Origin of the sequence: Clostridium sp. AN503 (assembly GCF_040719375.1) — a bacterium.
GTDB lineage: Bacteria > Bacillota > Clostridia > Lachnospirales > Lachnospiraceae > Brotaphodocola.
Genome location: NZ_JBFDTP010000002.1, coordinates 3,063,592 through 3,078,636, shown reverse-complemented (window position 1 = coordinate 3,078,636; position 15,045 = coordinate 3,063,592). Strand labels below are relative to the sequence as shown.

Annotated in this window: 20 protein-coding genes; 18 read left to right on the top strand and 2 right to left on the bottom strand. The window is 48.5% G+C overall.

Annotated features, from left to right (window positions below):
- Nucleotides 1-153: 153 nt before the first annotated feature.
- Nucleotides 154-1,206: a site-specific integrase gene (locus AB1I67_RS21685; RefSeq protein ID WP_367032678.1), complete on the bottom strand. Its 1,053-nt coding sequence runs from the start codon at nucleotides 1,204-1,206 to the stop codon at nucleotides 154-156.
- Between the two features lie 126 nt (nucleotides 1,207-1,332).
- Entirely contained in the window at nucleotides 1,333-1,713 is a 381-nt protein-coding gene (locus AB1I67_RS21680; protein WP_367032386.1) for a helix-turn-helix transcriptional regulator, read from the bottom strand.
- A gap of 143 nt (nucleotides 1,714-1,856) precedes the next feature.
- Here AB1I67_RS21680 and AB1I67_RS21675 point away from each other — a divergent pair, with 143 nt between their 5' ends.
- The 18 genes from AB1I67_RS21675 (at nucleotide 1,857) to AB1I67_RS21590 (ending at nucleotide 15,004) form a co-directional block, all read left to right on the top strand.
- A complete protein-coding gene (locus tag AB1I67_RS21675) occupies nucleotides 1,857-2,048 on the top strand; it encodes a helix-turn-helix transcriptional regulator (RefSeq protein ID WP_367032385.1) in 192 nt (63 codons plus the stop codon).
- Nucleotides 2,049-2,214: 166 nt separating this feature from the next.
- A complete protein-coding gene (locus AB1I67_RS21670; protein ID WP_367032384.1) occupies nucleotides 2,215-2,412 on the top strand; it encodes a transcriptional regulator in 198 nt (65 codons plus the stop codon).
- Nucleotides 2,409-2,891: a hypothetical protein gene (locus tag AB1I67_RS21665; RefSeq protein ID WP_367032382.1), complete on the top strand. Its 483-nt coding sequence runs from the start codon at nucleotides 2,409-2,411 to the stop codon at nucleotides 2,889-2,891. Before AB1I67_RS21670 ends, AB1I67_RS21665 begins: the two co-directional genes overlap by 4 nt.
- Before the next feature lie 8 nt (nucleotides 2,892-2,899).
- Nucleotides 2,900-4,267: a phage/plasmid primase, P4 family gene (locus AB1I67_RS21660; RefSeq protein WP_367032381.1), complete on the top strand. Its 1,368-nt coding sequence runs from the start codon at nucleotides 2,900-2,902 to the stop codon at nucleotides 4,265-4,267.
- Between the two features lie 126 nt (nucleotides 4,268-4,393).
- Nucleotides 4,394-4,714 (top strand): hypothetical protein, encoded by a 321-nt coding sequence (locus tag AB1I67_RS21655; protein WP_367032379.1) that lies wholly within the window; start codon nucleotides 4,394-4,396, stop codon nucleotides 4,712-4,714.
- Nucleotide 4,715: 1 nt separating this feature from the next.
- A complete protein-coding gene (locus AB1I67_RS21650; protein ID WP_367032377.1) occupies nucleotides 4,716-4,901 on the top strand; it encodes a hypothetical protein in 186 nt (61 codons plus the stop codon).
- Between the two features lie 120 nt (nucleotides 4,902-5,021).
- Nucleotides 5,022-5,237, top strand: a complete 216-nt coding sequence (locus tag AB1I67_RS21645; protein WP_367032376.1) for a hypothetical protein — start codon at nucleotides 5,022-5,024, stop codon at nucleotides 5,235-5,237.
- Entirely contained in the window at nucleotides 5,225-5,365 is a 141-nt protein-coding gene (locus AB1I67_RS21640) for a hypothetical protein (protein ID WP_367032375.1), read from the top strand. Before AB1I67_RS21645 ends, AB1I67_RS21640 begins: the two co-directional genes overlap by 13 nt.
- Nucleotides 5,349-5,516 carry a hypothetical protein gene (locus AB1I67_RS21635; protein ID WP_367032374.1) on the top strand — a complete coding sequence of 56 codons (168 nt, stop codon included), beginning with the start codon at nucleotides 5,349-5,351 and terminating at the stop codon, nucleotides 5,514-5,516. The genes AB1I67_RS21640 and AB1I67_RS21635 overlap by 17 nt, the downstream gene beginning before the upstream one ends.
- Nucleotides 5,517-5,877: 361 nt before the next feature.
- Complete coding sequence (locus AB1I67_RS21630; RefSeq protein WP_367032373.1) at nucleotides 5,878-6,375, top strand: hypothetical protein; 498 nt, start codon at nucleotides 5,878-5,880, stop codon at nucleotides 6,373-6,375.
- Nucleotides 6,376-6,393: 18 nt separating this feature from the next.
- On the top strand, nucleotides 6,394-7,242 hold the full coding sequence (locus AB1I67_RS21625) for a hypothetical protein (RefSeq protein WP_367032372.1): 849 nt from the start codon (nucleotides 6,394-6,396) through the stop codon (nucleotides 7,240-7,242).
- Between the two features lie 238 nt (nucleotides 7,243-7,480).
- Nucleotides 7,481-7,690, top strand: a complete 210-nt coding sequence (locus AB1I67_RS21620) for a hypothetical protein (protein WP_367032371.1) — start codon at nucleotides 7,481-7,483, stop codon at nucleotides 7,688-7,690.
- Nucleotides 7,691-7,891: 201 nt separating this feature from the next.
- A complete protein-coding gene (locus tag AB1I67_RS21615; protein ID WP_367032370.1) occupies nucleotides 7,892-8,857 on the top strand; it encodes a sigma-70 family RNA polymerase sigma factor in 966 nt (321 codons plus the stop codon).
- A gap of 387 nt (nucleotides 8,858-9,244) precedes the next feature.
- A complete protein-coding gene (locus AB1I67_RS21610; RefSeq protein WP_367032368.1) occupies nucleotides 9,245-10,345 on the top strand; it encodes a LacI family DNA-binding transcriptional regulator in 1,101 nt (366 codons plus the stop codon).
- A gap of 269 nt (nucleotides 10,346-10,614) precedes the next feature.
- Entirely contained in the window at nucleotides 10,615-11,613 is a 999-nt protein-coding gene (locus AB1I67_RS21605; protein ID WP_367032367.1) for a PTS sugar transporter subunit IIB, read from the top strand.
- A 12-nt stretch (nucleotides 11,614-11,625) separates the two neighbouring features.
- A complete protein-coding gene (locus AB1I67_RS21600) occupies nucleotides 11,626-12,444 on the top strand; it encodes a PTS sugar transporter subunit IIC (RefSeq protein WP_367032366.1) in 819 nt (272 codons plus the stop codon).
- Nucleotides 12,441-13,271: a PTS system mannose/fructose/sorbose family transporter subunit IID gene (locus tag AB1I67_RS21595; RefSeq protein ID WP_367032364.1), complete on the top strand. Its 831-nt coding sequence runs from the start codon at nucleotides 12,441-12,443 to the stop codon at nucleotides 13,269-13,271. The genes AB1I67_RS21600 and AB1I67_RS21595 overlap by 4 nt, the downstream gene beginning before the upstream one ends.
- Before the next feature lie 35 nt (nucleotides 13,272-13,306).
- Nucleotides 13,307-15,004 (top strand): alpha-glucosidase, encoded by a 1,698-nt coding sequence (locus tag AB1I67_RS21590; RefSeq protein ID WP_367032363.1) that lies wholly within the window; start codon nucleotides 13,307-13,309, stop codon nucleotides 15,002-15,004.
- Nucleotides 15,005-15,045 lie beyond the last annotated feature (41 nt).

The window sequence follows — 15,045 nt, the reverse complement described above, 5'->3', positions numbered from 1 at the left end:
TGCGGCGGACATTGGGATTTGGCGGTATGCAGCAGGGAATCAATATAAACGCAGGATTAGCAAGAGAAAAAGCCAAACAGGGGAGCGACACAGAAGACAAGCCGGAGAGTGCTGATAAATCAATACTCTCCGGCTTTTTCCTATGCTCTGATACTACTTTGATACTATGGAATCCAGGGCGGCAGCAAGATCCCTGTGCTTATTTGGGTACAGGTGACCATATATATCATTTACCATCTCTACAGTGTCTCCGATACGCTCCGCAATCAGGAGGGGCTGGAAACCCATATCAATCAATAAAGAAACATGGCTATGTCGTATATCGTGAATGCGTATTTTCTTCACGCCGGATTTTGTGCAGCCCTTTTCCATGGCAATCCGCAACTTTGAGCGTGTAAAGGGGAACAGCCGCCCCCATGCCGCTATGTCGTATATCTGGGCAATATACTGTCTAAGCTGTTCTACCAGTGATGGGGGGAGCGTTACTGTACGAATGCTGTTTTCCGTTTTGGGAGAGGTAATAACGTCAGTCCCATGTTCCCGCCGGAATGTCTTAGTTACTGTCAGGGTCTCACTATCTAAATTAATGTCACCTGGAACCAGGGCCAGCAGTTCCCCACAGCGTAACCCGGTATAAAACAGAATTTGAAAGGCAAGGTTACACTGCGGATCTGGTACGCACTCTATAAAACGCTGAAACTCGTCTTTTGTCCAGAAATCCATTCGCCCGGACTTGGATCTGCCGATGGTGCCGGTCATGTCGCAGGGGTTTTTACGGAGACCATAATATTTTGTTGCAAAGTTAAATATCATGTCCAATTGCTCATTAAGTGTCTTCTGATATGTGGGTTTAAAGTTCTTGGACAGGATTTCGCCCTGCCACTTCCGTACATCCGCTGGTGTTATGCGGTTTATTTGTTTGTTTTCAAAATATGGCAGGATATTATGCTCGCATCGGCTGATCCGTCCGGTGACGGTGGAAGCTTTTAAGCGCTGCCGGATATCTGTTAAATACAGCTCATAAAGGGAGCGGAACGTCATATCAGGATCACCCTGCAGTTGCTCCAGGAACACACGCTCCCAGGCTTTTGCGTCCCGCTGCCGGGTGAATCCGCGCTTCATCTTCTGTTTCCTGGCGCCGGTCCAGTCTGTGTAGTAGCACTTCACATACCATGTTTTTGTAGTTTCATCTTGGTATACTGGCATTGTTCGTCTTCCTTTCATTCTGGCCGGGCCGGGGCTTTAGGAATGAGAGGGAAGATATTTTACTCATTTTTGAGTAAAAGGATTATTATATCTGAAAATGTATAATATCTTGTTTTTAGATGGTCTTTATTCGTTAGATAGTAATGCTTTAATTAATTCTTGTTTCTGCTCAAGCGTTAACTCTGCGCGATTCTCACTAATTACTTTTTGCAAATATCGGAAAGATTCATTTTTAGCAGGTTCTAACCCTGTGGCATTTTCGTCTATATTATGGAAATTTCCATCATCATCCAGCATCAACATAAACTGGTTGTCAGCAAGAAGTGATGATATTGGCACTTCTAAAATTTTAGATACTTTTATAAGTGCGTCTCCACTCATTTTGTCACTGTCTCGTCGTATAACCGCATAGAGCGTATTAGTAGATACACCAGTTAAGCGTGAAAGTTCAGCAACTGTCATATTTTTTTCTGATAATAATTTTTTTAATTTAGTTCCTAATCCCATATGCAATATTCTCCCTTCATTATTAGTAAAACACAAAATCTTGCGTTTGTAAAGAAAATCTTGCAAAAGTACTTGACAGTCCTTGCATATGCAAGTAAAATAAAGAAAAAGCTTGCATATGCAAGGAGAAGGGAGGGGATGACTTGAGACTGAACACTAGAAAGATTCAATTGCTCATGGCTAAAGCCTGCATCAATCAAGCATCATTGGCCGGTCTGGCGGGTATTTCTCGTCAAACCATGTCGGCAGTGATGAACGGCAGAAACTGCCGCCCGGAGCTGTTGGGCAAGATTGCCAAGGCTTTAGAAGTAGAACCAGAAGAAATTATTGAGTAAAGCGCCGGGCCGGGGCTTTAGGAATGGGCGAGGAAGCCCATCATATCAACCGCGGGCATTTGTCCCGTGTTCCCGATCGGGAAAGTGTCGCGTTCTGCGACGGTAGGAAGTGAAAAGTTGTAACGTTACAACCGTTGCGATATCGCAACAGAAAGGAGCTTATAGTATGTGCCAAATGTACGGTGCAAAAGAAATGATGGAAGTGCTGGGCGTGAGCGAGAGTAAAGCCTATGCATATATCCGCCAGATGAACCAGGAGCTTGACGCGAAGGGCTACCTTACGATCCGGGGAAAGGTTCCTGAAGCTTATGTGAGGGAACGGTTTTTTGGCTTTAAAGCAGGAGATCAGGAGGCAGGGGCTTGAATCTGGACAAACGCCGCCCCATAACTGATGGGGAACTTGCGGAGCTGATGGCCAGGATGGATCAGGCGGAACAAGCTGGAATGTTTGGCGGGTTATTCTGCCGGGAATATGCAGCTCATGAGCCGGCGGCAAGCAAAGAGCAGCTTGTCCAGAGCATAAGCCCTTCCATGAACCTGACCAAAGGATTTTTTAAGCGGGTCTATGGCTATGATCTGACGTGGCCCGGATTTGCGGATCAGGTGACCAAGGCCTTGGAGGCTGCCGGATGCAGCAGGGCAAGAGAATACTATGATATGGTGGTGGGCGAGTGTGAAAAGCAGTATGAGGGCAGTCTGGAGGGCGTGGCTACTTGGTACGCCGGGGAGTGTGCGAAGGACTGGGAAAAGGGACAGAAAGAAGGTGAGGAGCAACGGAAGCAGCGAGAAGTGGAACCAATGAAGCCAAAATACACTCCAAAGTGGATGAAGGGACTGTATTAGACAATTTTATGGATTATCCACTGACGGATATCGGTAGTTCAAAATTGTATGCTGACATGTACAAAAATGAACTAAAATTCGTTCGTGAAATGGGAGTGTATTATTATTACAATGGAAAAGTTTGGATAAAGGATGTTGGAAGCATATTCGCTAAGAGATTGGCTAAAAAATTTGCAATTTCGACTATCCAGAAATCCAGTGAAATTCCAGATGATGAAACCAGAAAGGCATATGTAAAATACTATAATAGATTCAATAGTTTTAATGTAAGAGAGAAGTTAGTGAAAGATGCGCAGTCTGTGTATCTGATAGAATATTCAGAATTTGATAACAGGCCGGAACTTTATAATTGCCAGAACGGGACATTTAATTTGAGGACCGGGCAGCTACAGGAACATCGGCCAGGTGATCTCCTTACGCAGATATCAAAAGTAGTCTACAAGGAATCTGCCAGATGTAAACGATGGGAACAATATGTGGATGAGGTAATGAAATCTGACAGGCAAAGTATAAGCCTTTTGCAGATGATAGCCGGATACTGCCTTTCCGGTTCCACAAGGTTTGAATGCTTTTTCATGCTGTATGGAAAAACAACCAGAAATGGCAAAGGAACCTTTAATAACACCATGATGAAGATGCATGGAGACTATGCCAAAGTACTGAATCCAGAATCGCTATCAATCAAAAACTTTTACAGTAACAGTGAGGCGCCGAATGAATCCATAGCAAGCCTGGCGGGGGCCAGATATGTATGTGTTTCAGAACCGGGTGAAAATATGGTGCTTAATTCTGATCTGGTGAAGACCTTAACAGGCGGGGACCCAATTAAAGCAAGGTTTCTAAGACAAAATTCATTTGTATTTATGCCGAATTTCAAGATAGTGATTAATACCAATTTCCTGCCGAAGATACTGGACGATACTATTTTCTCCAGTGACAGGCTTATACTTTTAAACTTTAATGCACATTTTGATCAGCAGAGCAGAGATAGTGGATTGAAAAGTAAATTCTTAGAGCCGGATAATATAAGCGGTATATTTAATTGGTGTTATGAGGGGTATCGGATGTTGGACCGTGCAGGAAAGCTTCAGATGCCGGAGAAGTCAAAAGCACTGTTTGACAAGTACCGGGATGAAAGTAATCTTACAAAGCAGTTCCTGGAAGAATGCCTTGTGGCAGCAGAAGGCGCAAGGACTAAGTTCAAAGCGGTATATGAAGAATATAAGGAGTGGGCAAGAGAAAACGGTTATAAACAGTGCAGTCGAGGTACGCTTAAAAAGGATATGGAAGATCTGGTAAAGATTGAGCCGTATATTGGGCAGGAATGCATATTCGATTATGACTTGCAGACGAATTTCAAATTGCCATATTCCTGATTTAATGGAAAAATGGAAAAATGAATCTCAAATTTCATTAACAAAAATTTTCATTTTCTCCCGGGGAGTTAATGAAAAAACATACTTAAAATTCCATATTTCCATATAAAAAAGGAGAGAAAGTAAATGAAAAAGCGAACATTTGAAGCTTACGAAGAATTGGCACTGATTGTTAGAACCGTAGATCAGTTGTTGGGTTGGTCTTGTATCGTTTGCAACAGAGCAGCATTTACAGATAAGATAACACGCTTGAGAAAAAAGATGGATGTTTTAAAAAGCCAGTTAGAAGATGAACTGTTCAATGATTATCCGGAAGAAGCAACTACAGAAATGTTTTATGGGGGCAAAAGATACTCTTTGGATATAAGAAAGCATAAAGATTACATTTACTCTACTTTTGCTAAGGAAACTTGTAATGATAATGCGAAGAGAAAGGCAGGTGAATAACATGGCATATGGATACCAGAGACCGGATCCCAAAGAGCAGTTCCGTTCCTGGCTGCGCTGCCAGTCGGAATTGATCGTGATCGCGGCACAGGAAGGATACACCGAGGAACAGGCTATTGAGATGCTTAAGGCGTACTATCTGGCAGGGATCCAGACAAACACCGGGTGCATTGGTGGGAACTATTAAAAACAGGCCCCATGGGAAGCGGGAACTTCCTACAGGGCCAGAGCAGCCGGAGGCCGCTACACTCACGCAATTACAGGGTAGCATAATCCGGCCAGAAAGTCAAAAGGAGGATTGTGTATTTTGGCAAGAAAAAGCGTTATCGAAAAGGCTGAAAGCATGGTGGGAAAAATTAATAAGCGTTATATCCCTAGTGCGGGTGAGATAGCAGAATTATATGATGGATCCGATGATTGGTTTCATGCGGTATGCAATGGTTTTCGTTATGGCTATATGCAGGGCATGAAAGCAGCCAAAGCAGAGCAGAGGAGGAAGGAGGCAGCAGAATGCAGAAAGTAATCATGATCCCCGAGGATCGCTATAACAAGATGATGAAAAGCTACGATGAAGCCATGACAGAGCTTTTAGAACTTCGGGAACAGCTCAAGGACATGAAAGCAGGTGTTGCCCTTGTCAGTAAAGATTAAGGTGTCCTATGAACGCCCGGAGGAGCTGCAGCGCATTCTGGACAAGCTTTACCCAGGGGTGAAAAGCTGGCGGGTGTCCGGGAACCGGGAAGGAAAGTTTCTCAAGGCGTACATATTCATGAAGGAACAGCGAAGGAACAGCGAGGAATAATATTAAGGGGCCGGTTTTACTCACATTTGAGTATTACTGGCCCCTGTTTTATATTGTGAAAGTGATAAATAGAAATGCTGGAATACCTGATAAAACCTGAACTTTCGCTTGCATACCCCCTTGCCATTTGGTAGAATAGTGGTAGGCAAACAGAATATTGACAAGTACCCCAGTCCATCATACTGCCAGGGCTGGAAGCCTTGGAGATACCAGGCGCGGGAATGATTGAATCCAATTATGGATTTAGTTGTTCCTGCGCTTTTTTGTTTGCTGCATTGCAAAGTCTCTCTTTACCCGTGGGCGGCGGGGGAAATCCGCCCGAATATTGTCTACTGGACGTAAAACAGGAAAGGAAAAGCATATGGAAAAAAGAAACAACGTGACAGATCAGGTTACCCAGGCCGAGAACATGGGGAATGAAACAGATGTGCAGGGCACAGGCCAGGAGGCCACCCCGGAGACAGCCGGCTCAGGGAAGGATCAGAAGCTTTTTACCCAGGAAGATATTGCGCGTATATTACATGGGAAGCTGTCTTCTTTGCGAAAGCAGGCAGCCAAAGAAGGCGAAGCGGAGTATACACAGAAGCTTGCAGAGCTGGAGGCTAGGGAAATGAAACTGCTGGTTAAGGAGCGGCTCTCCGATCGGGGAATGCCGCGGGAGCTGGCAGATATCATTACCTGTACAGATGAAAAGGATTTAGATAGTAAGCTGGATGCATTACAGAAAATATATGGCGATAAAGCCAAGGATAAGCCAACCGGATTTGTGCAGATCGTAGGAGCACGCCCGGCAGAGGGAAACCATGGGTTACCCACAGGGCCTGATCCGGTACGCAGAGCAATGGGGCTTGAATATTGAGTAGAAAGGAAGTAAATTATGGCAATTTCATTAGTAACACAGTATCTTCCCTATGTGGATGAACTGTTTACAACAGAAAGTAAGAAATCACTCCTGACCAACCAGGACCTTAGTTGGACAGGGGCGCACACGATCAAGGTATATAAGGTCACAACGGCAGGAATGAACGACTACGGCCGCTCCGGTCCGGTAGACGGGAACTGGTCAAGGTATGGGCAGGTGCAGGGCCTGGACGCCACCACAGAGGAGTTTACCCTCAAGAAAGACCGTTCCTTCACCTTTGCGGTGGATAAGCTGGATAAGGACGAGACAGGCGGCCAGCTTGCGGCGGCGTCGGCGTTGGCCAGGCAGGTGCGTGAGGTGGTTATCCCGGAGGTTGATACCTATGTGTATGGGGTGATGACTGCGGGAGCCGGGCAGAAGCCGGTACCGGTGGCCCTTACTAAGACAAACGTCTACGAGGAGATCATTAAGGGCAACAACTCCCTGGATAACGAGGAAGTCCCGGAGACTGGGCGCGTACTGGTCGTGACGCCGGATATCTACCTGCTCATGAAGCAGTGCAAGGATATTACCATGGAGACGGATATCGGCAATGATCTGCGGCTGAAAGGCGTGATTGCCAATCTGGATGGCCTGACCGTGTTGAAGGTGCCGAAGAAGCGGCTCCCGGCAGATTTCGGGTTCATGATCGCGCATCCGGTGGCGACGGTGGCACCTACCAAGCTAGAGGACTATAAGACCCACCAGGACCCGCCGGGGATCAGCGGCGAGCTTGTGGAGGGGCGCATCTGCTATGATGCGTTCGTCCTGGAGAACAAGGCCAAAGCAATCTACTATCAGACAGTGGCGGCAGCCAGTAAGTAAGAAGGGAGCGCCCCGGACTTTCCCCAGCGGATTGCCTGGGGCGTTTTAGCAGGTGAAGATATGGATAAGATAGACAGGCTTATAAAGATCGCACAGAGCCGCATACCGCCCAAACCCGCGATAGACTTTAGTCATGCGTCCAATGAAGAACTGTATGAGCTGATAAACGAGGCCACTACGAAAGAGCGTTTCCATGAAATCGTTTATGAGCTGGTGGACAGGGCAGGAAGGGGCAGCTATGGCCCAAATCAGATTAAAGACCCGGACGGCCACAGAGGTACGCCGGACGCTCTCCAGGGTGATGAATATGGTCGCCAATGGCGAGATGGATAACAAGACGGCCAATACCATCATTTTAGGCTGCAATGCGGTGCTGTCGGCCATCCGAACAGACGAACAGCAGCGTAAGATTGATGACCTGGAAAGGATACTGAACAATGTCAGATAGGAACCATGAGGGCTATCACGATCCAACAGCTTCCGAGGCCATCCGGCGGGCCGATCGGAGCTGCCGGGAGATCACCGGGAGCAGTCATCTCACTTATGAGCTGCGAGAAGTCAGCGGCTTTCATATCGCACAAACAGCATTAAAGAATCAGCAATATTAACGGCGGAAAATCCCGCTGCCAGAATGGGAGGACGGAATACTATGACCAATGAACAGCTTGTGATCAGGATCAAGGCCGGAGAGAATGTGGCCGATAATATGGAGCAGCTCTATAACCAGGTGAGCCGGTTTATTCATTCCATAGCCTGGCAGTTCCGCGGGCAGGAGGAAATAGAGGATCTGGAGCAGGAGGGGTATCTTGCCCTGTACCCGGCTATTGATGGTTATGATCCTGACCACGGGGTGAAATTTCTGACCTATGCAGAGTTTCATATCCGCCAGAGAATGCGGCGGTATATCCAGATGAAGGGCAGTTGCATGAGGCTGCCGGTCCGGTGCCGGGAGCTTATGGGAAAGTATGACAGGTTTTGCAGCTCCTTCATGGCAGAGCACGGTAGGAAGCCCACAGACAGGGAAGCGGCGGACTTTATGGGGCTTACCCTGGAGCAGATAGGGGATATAAGGGAAAACGCCTGTATGGCGCGCCTGGGAAGTCTTGACGCTCCGGTAGTGGGGATTGATGGCGGAGAGGATACCACGATGGGAGATCTCGTAGCAGCCCCGGAAAGCATTGAGGATGATACCGTTGAACGAATGCAGGGGGAACAGCTAAAGGCGGCCCTGTGGGGCTGTGTGGACGCTCTGCCAGATCTTCAGTCAGGGGTGATCCGGCAGAGATACCAGGACGGGATGACACTGGCAGAGATCGGGCGGCAGCAGGGAACAACGCCGGAGGCGGTGCGGCAGATCCATGCAAAGGCACTGCGGGAACTGCGGAGGCCCCGGTATACTAAACAGATCCGTCCATTCCTGGACGATGCCAGGATCTACAGCATGGCCCTGGTCGGTAGCGGGGCGGATCGGTTTAACCAGACCTGGACGAGCAGTACAGAGCGGGTGGCGTTTCATGTGATGGACTGGGAGGAGCGGCGCCGGGAGCGGTTGGAGCTGCTGGAAAAGGTGCGGAAGAGTGTTGCGACGTCGCAACAAAATAGGGCGGTTTTGTGATACTGGTATGATACTATGATTTTAAAATCCAATAAAAAATTGCGTATATTTTACAAAAACGTACAGAGAATAGGGGCAGAAAAAGCACGAAAATACAGGGCCGGAGAAAAAGCCAAACAGGGGAGCTGTCTGGCTTTTTCTGAGGGGAGTATAAATAATTAATAAGGTTGAAGAAAAAATGACTTTAAGGGAAATCAATTTTCTTCAAGCCTATTATAAAGGATAAGCATTAAAAAAGCAAATAAAATATTTTTCTGAAAGCAAGAAATATGCAAAAGTTTTTCAAGGGATTTTTCGGAGATGGAAAAGGGCGTATCTTGCAAGGAAAAGGGGTTTGTAGTAGAATAAACAGAACGAGTAAGAGAATGGATCTGGCGGAGGGACAGGATGGCTACGATTAAGGAGATAGCGGAGCTGGCAGGCGTAAGTACTACTACAGTTTCGAACGTGATTCACGGGAAAACGAAAAGGGTATCCCCGGAGACGATAGAAAAGATCAATGCCCTTATCCGGGAGGTGGGGTATGTCCAAAAAATGGGACTGCGCGTCCTGAGTAAGGAGAGCTCCCAGCTGATCGCGGTTGTAGTCAATTATCACAAAGAGTTTAGGGACTCCCTTCTGGCCGATCCATTTTACGGGAAAGCCCTGGGCCGGATTGAGGAAAGAATCCAGAAGCTGGGATATTACCTGATGATTTATTCCGAGAAGGACGTGGACAAGATCTTTCAGATGGTGGCAAGCTGGGATATCGATGGTGTGATCGCCATGTCCTTCAGCAGAAAGAATTGTGAGAAGATATACCAGCTGACAAAAAAGCCGGTTGTAGCCATAGACGCATACGGGGAGCCAGGGAAACCGGACAGCCCGGTTGTGAATATCACTCTGGATGACCGGGAAGGCGGGTATATGATGACAAAGCATCTGCTGGAATGCGGATATGAATGGATCAAGGTCTGCGCCGGGCGTGACAGCGGCGTGGATCATCAGAGGCTTCTTGGCTGTGAACAGGCGATGGAGGAGTGTGCCGGGCGGCATCAGAAGCTTCAGTTCGTTCCTCTGGGGATGAATGCTGCAAAGCGCCAGGAGAATTATGCCTGGCTTTTGCGGAGGCTGGAGCCGGGAACCGCACTTTTCTTTCTCTCTGACCTGTATGCCATGGAGGCGATCAGCTTTTTTCATGATTACGGAATCCGGGTACCGGAGGAACTGGGGATCGCCGGGTTTGACAATATCCTGTACTCCCGTTTTTCCGTACCAAGGCTGACCACGATCGGGCAGGATGTGGATAAAAAAGCAGAGCTGGCAGTGGAAGTGTTGATGGAGCAGATCCATGCAGGCGGGAGCATGCGGGAACGGGAGATCCGCCTGCCGGTAACTCTCATGGTGCGCAGATCTACCTGTGTGCGCAGTCTGGCTGAGCGTAACAGCATGGCCGGATATGACCCGGCTGTGAGCGTTCCGGGAGAGAATGGAACCAGAAGCAAATGATAGAAGCACAGTTTACAGCATAATAGAAACAGGGAAAGTGCGGGAGCAGTATGATGCAGCTCCGCACTTTTTTGATTGACAGGAGTTTGGCTGGTCTTGGGACATCTATAATCTAAATATGTACAAAGTGCATAAAAATGAGATGATTAATTTTGCTGTTTGGATGGTTATCTACATAACCTATTTACAGGATGTGGGAAGCGTGTTATAGTTGCATCAAGATAAGTTATGTACATAACCTGTTGTAAAATAAAGAAGAAAAGGGGTATATGATGAAGCAGATCCTGATAGCTACTCACGGCAAGATGGCTTCCGGCATCCGGTATACACTGGAGCTTGTCGTTGGTAAAATGGCGGAGATTACAACGCTGGATGCCTATGTGGACCCGGAGGATGATGTGGAAACAATACTGGATGAATATTTCTCCAGCCACAGGGAAGACCGGATATTTGTATTTACAGATTTGAAGGGCGGAAGCGTCAACCAGAAGATGATGAAGTATGCAGCCTGGCCCAATATAACGGTGATCACTGGGACGAATCTGCCGGTTCTGCTGCAGGTGGCACTGGCCGGGGAAAGCGTAACGGATGAGGAACTGGACGGATTTATTGAGGCGGCAAGACAGGAGCTGCAAAGGATATCCCTTGAGCCGGAGGGAGAGAAGAAGCTTCTGAAGGCGGAAGCCAGGTCCGGTGGGGACGGGGCGCGGCAAAATAGCAGCCAGGAGATGCAGAAGCCTGGGCCGGAATCTTTTTCAGATTCCAGTGCGAGGATCACTGCTCTCAGAGTGGATGACCGTCTCATACACGGCCAGGTCGCCATGACCTGGACGAAACAGCTCCGGGTGGAAGGGATCATCGTAGCCAATGATGATGCGGCGGGGGATCCAACTCAGAAGATGGCACTGCAGATGGCTGTTCCGGCAGGGATCCGTGTGCTGGTAAAACCTGTTGATGAGGCGATTCGTATGCTGAACTATCCCAAAGCCTCACAGATGAGGATCCTGGTGCTGACCAGGACCGTCCGGGATGCCCTTAAAGTCCGGCAGAATGTGGGGGAGATCGGATTTTTAAATGTGGGTAATGTGGGCAGGTTTGATGGGATCGATCTTTCTAAGAAAAAGGTCCTGACCCCTACCATTATGCTGACGGAGGAAGAGACCCGGTGCCTTGAGGAGCTGATAAAGCTGGCGCCTGATACCTGTATGCAGCAGGTCCCGGGTGATGAACAGAAACTGGTAAAAGATGTGATCGGAAAGTTAAAATAGGAGGAAATTGTGATGTTACAGGCATTTTTAGTGGCGCTGACCGTCTTCTTGTGCGTCGGCGGAGCGGAGTTGATCGGATTTACCATGCTGAACCGCCCCATTGTCATTGGACCGCTGGTAGGCTTATTCCTTGGAGATCTGCACACCGGAGTGGTCGTGGGGGCAGCGTTGGAGGCCGTTTTCATGGGAGTTGTCAATATTGGCGGGGCTTCGGCGGCGGAGCCGGGAATTGCCACTGCGGTAGGCACGGCCTTTGCGGTCATGCTGGGCAAGGGGACGGAGGTAGCATTGACGCTGGCGCTTCCGATCGGCATCCTGGGGCTTCAGATCAAAACAGTCCTGTATATTTTCCTGGTGGGCATGTTTGCAAAGCGATTTGACCAGCTTGCGGCAGAAGGAAAACAGGGGCAGATTGTGACGCTGCATTATGGGCTTTGGGCAGTAAACTGGTTTTTGTATTCTCTGGTGGCATTTTTGGGAATCCTGTTTGGATCAAATGCGGTCAGCGCGCTTTTAGATGCCATCCCGCAGGTGGTGATGAACGGACTTGCAGTCTGCGGCGGCCTGCTTCCAGCGGTCGGCATGGCTATGTTGATGAAAATGCTGTGGGATAATAAGATCTGTATCTTCTATTTCCTTGGGTTTGTGCTGACAGCATATCTGGATCTTCCGCTGGTCGCACTGGCAGTATTGGGGACGATTATTGCCGTTGCGGTCGGTATGAATGACTACAGATTCAGCCAGATGGTATCCATTAGGGCGGAAGTTCCGTCCGGAGGTACGGACAATGCGTATGTGTTAGATCAGGAAGAGGAGGAATTTTTCAGATGAGCAGTTTAACGAAATCCATACCGGCAGAGGAAAGAAGATTATTGAAAAAGGCGTTCTGGCGTTCCTTTACCCTGTATGCGGCGGTGAGTCCGGCAAAGCAGGGAGCATCGGGCTTCTGCTATTCCATGATGCCGTTCATCAACCATTTTTATAAAAATGATGGGCAGAAGAAAAAAGAGGCGTTGGTTAGAAGCATGTCTTACTTTAACACCACGATCACCTGTTCCACCTTCATCATGGGGCTTGTGGCGTCCATGGAAAAAAAGAACAGTGAGCAGCCGGATTTTGATGCAGGTTCCATTAACGCGGTGAAATCAAGTCTGATGGGACCGTTGGCTGGTATCGGAGATTCCATCTTCTGGGGAGTGCTCCGTGTCATTGCGGCAGGGATTGCCGTAGGCATGGGAGCATCCGGGAATGTGCTGGCGCCGGTGGTATTCCTGCTGCTGTTTAACGTGCCGTCTATCCTGATAAAGTATTATGGGACATTTCTCGGCTACAAGCTGGGGTCAGAATATATCCAGAAGGTGTACGCCAGTGGTCTGATGAACATCCTGACCAAAGCGGCAGGCACGGTGGGCCTGATCATGGTGGGAGGAATGACGGCCTCCATGGTCACCTTCCACTCTGTTTTTGAACTGACGATGGATGGGGAATCGATCTTAAGCCTCCAGCCCATGCTGGATCAGATCTTTGTGGGGCTGGTCCCCCTGGGACTGACGCTTTTGTGCTATTATCTGCTGAAGAAGAAAAATGTGAGCATCACGATGCTGATCCTCGGCGTTATTGCGCTTGGTATCCTGCTGTCCCTTCTGGGAATCGCTTAAATAAATATGGCTTGATGAGAAAGGAAAGATTGGAAATGAAAGATAAATGGTGGAAAAATGCAGTGGTTTACCAGATATACCCGAGAAGTTTTCAGGACTCTGACGGGGATGGCTTCGGAGATCTGCCGGGCGTGGTCTCCCGGCTGGATTATTTGAAGAAGCTGGGGATCGATGTGATCTGGCTCAGCCCGGTATTTGATTCTCCCCAGGACGACAACGGTTATGACATCCGGGATTACCGAAAGATCTATGACCGGTTTGGGACAAATGAGGACATGGAACGGCTGATCGCAGAAGCTCACAGGCGCGGGATCAAAGTAGTGCTGGATCTGGTGGTGAACCATACTTCCGATGAGCATGCGTGGTTTGTGGAGAGCCGGAAGTCTCGGGACAACACTTACAGCGATTACTATATCTGGAAAGACCCCAAACCGGATGGGACGCCGCCCAATAACTGGGGCTCCAGCTTCTGCGGCAGCGCGTGGGAGTACAGTGAGGAAAGGAACCAGTATTACCTTCACTTCTACAGCAAAAAACAGCCGGATCTAAACTGGGAGAACCCGGGCCTCCGCCGCGAGGTCTATGACCTGATGGATTTTTGGATGGAGAAAGGAGCGGATGGCTGGCGTATGGATGTGATCGCATCCATTTCAAAGAACCAGGATTTTCCGGACTATCCTGAAGAGCCGGGAAAGACATATTATACGGGCAAATATCACAGCAACGGACCGCGTCTTCATGAATTCATCCAGGAAATGAACAGGGAGGTTATGTCCCGGTATGACTGCATGACCGTGGGCGAAGCACCGGGGTCCACGCCGGAGGTCGCGCAGCTTTTCACCGCTCCGGAACGGAAAGAACTGGATATGATCTTTACATTTGAGCATATGAATATTGACCGGATTCCCGGGTCTGTCAACCGCAAGTGGGCGTTAAAGCACTTTGACCTCAGGGAACTGAAACGGGTTATGACGCAGTGGCAGACAAAGCTCTATAAAAAGGGCTGGAACGCCCTGTATTTTGAAAACCACGACCAGCCCAGAGTCATTTCCCGGTGGGGCAACGACCAGGAGTACAGGGAGGCGTGTGCCAAGGCATATGCAACGGTGCTCCATGGGATGCAGGGAACGCCCTATATTTATCAGGGCGAGGAGATCGGGATGACCAATGTGCATTATGATCTGGAAGATTATGAGGATATCGAGGTGCGCAACGCATACCAGGAGCTGGTAGTGAAGGAAAAGAGCATCTCGGAGGAGGATTTCCGCAGAGCAGTGTGGAACAAGAGCAGGGATAATGCCAGGACCCCGATGCAGTGGGACGGTACGGAGCATGCGGGCTTCACGAAGGGAACACCATGGTTTCAGGTGAGCGAAAGGTATGGCGAGATCAATGTGGAGAAAGCCTTAAGGGATCCGGAGTCCATATTTTATTACTATCAAAAGCTGATCAGGCTGCGCCATGAGGAACCGCTTTTAACGGAAGGCGAGTATGTGCTCCTTTTGGAAGATGATCCAGATATATTTGCTTATCTGCGCCGTTCTGAGAAGGAAACCTGGCTGGTGGCGGCAAATCTGTCGGAGAAGACTCTGCCGGTGGACACTATTTTAAAGTATGCCGGAGAGCGGCAGGAGTTTTTGATCAGCAATTACGGGCGCACCGATATGGATGGCGCACTAAAGCCTTATGAAGCATTCATGGCGAGAGTAGAATCAGCCACGACCCGGTCGTAACCGTGTGTTTTAAAAATTTTAAATGTATAAATGACCTCATA

Bases quoted from the DNA above. Each gene is read 5' to 3' on its own strand.
- AB1I67_RS21630 (WP_367032373.1), top strand. From the start codon at position 5,878: ATGGAAAAAAGAAACAACGTGACAGATCAGGTTACCCAGGCCGAGAAC.
- AB1I67_RS21625 (WP_367032372.1), top strand. From the start codon at position 6,394: ATGGCAATTTCATTAGTAACACAGTATCTTCCCTATGTGGATGAACTG.
- AB1I67_RS21670 (WP_367032384.1), top strand. From the start codon at position 2,215: ATGTGCCAAATGTACGGTGCAAAAGAAATGATGGAAGTGCTGGGCGTG.
- AB1I67_RS21660 (WP_367032381.1), top strand. From the start codon at position 2,900: ATGGATTATCCACTGACGGATATCGGTAGTTCAAAATTGTATGCTGAC.
- AB1I67_RS21610 (WP_367032368.1), top strand. From the start codon at position 9,245: ATGGCTACGATTAAGGAGATAGCGGAGCTGGCAGGCGTAAGTACTACT.
- AB1I67_RS21620 (WP_367032371.1), top strand. From the start codon at position 7,481: ATGGCCCAAATCAGATTAAAGACCCGGACGGCCACAGAGGTACGCCGG.
- AB1I67_RS21600 (WP_367032366.1), top strand. From the start codon at position 11,626: ATGTTACAGGCATTTTTAGTGGCGCTGACCGTCTTCTTGTGCGTCGGC.
- AB1I67_RS21595 (WP_367032364.1), top strand. From the start codon at position 12,441: ATGAGCAGTTTAACGAAATCCATACCGGCAGAGGAAAGAAGATTATTG.
- AB1I67_RS21590 (WP_367032363.1), top strand. From the start codon at position 13,307: ATGAAAGATAAATGGTGGAAAAATGCAGTGGTTTACCAGATATACCCG.
- AB1I67_RS21680 (WP_367032386.1), bottom strand. From the start codon at position 1,713: ATGGGATTAGGAACTAAATTAAAAAAATTATTATCAGAAAAAAATATG.
- AB1I67_RS21640 (WP_367032375.1), top strand. From the start codon at position 5,225: ATGCAGAAAGTAATCATGATCCCCGAGGATCGCTATAACAAGATGATG.
- AB1I67_RS21605 (WP_367032367.1), top strand. From the start codon at position 10,615: ATGATGAAGCAGATCCTGATAGCTACTCACGGCAAGATGGCTTCCGGC.
- AB1I67_RS21685 (WP_367032678.1), bottom strand. From the start codon at position 1,206: ATGCCAGTATACCAAGATGAAACTACAAAAACATGGTATGTGAAGTGC.
- AB1I67_RS21615 (WP_367032370.1), top strand. From the start codon at position 7,892: ATGACCAATGAACAGCTTGTGATCAGGATCAAGGCCGGAGAGAATGTG.
- AB1I67_RS21655 (WP_367032379.1), top strand. From the start codon at position 4,394: ATGAAAAAGCGAACATTTGAAGCTTACGAAGAATTGGCACTGATTGTT.
- AB1I67_RS21650 (WP_367032377.1), top strand. From the start codon at position 4,716: ATGGCATATGGATACCAGAGACCGGATCCCAAAGAGCAGTTCCGTTCC.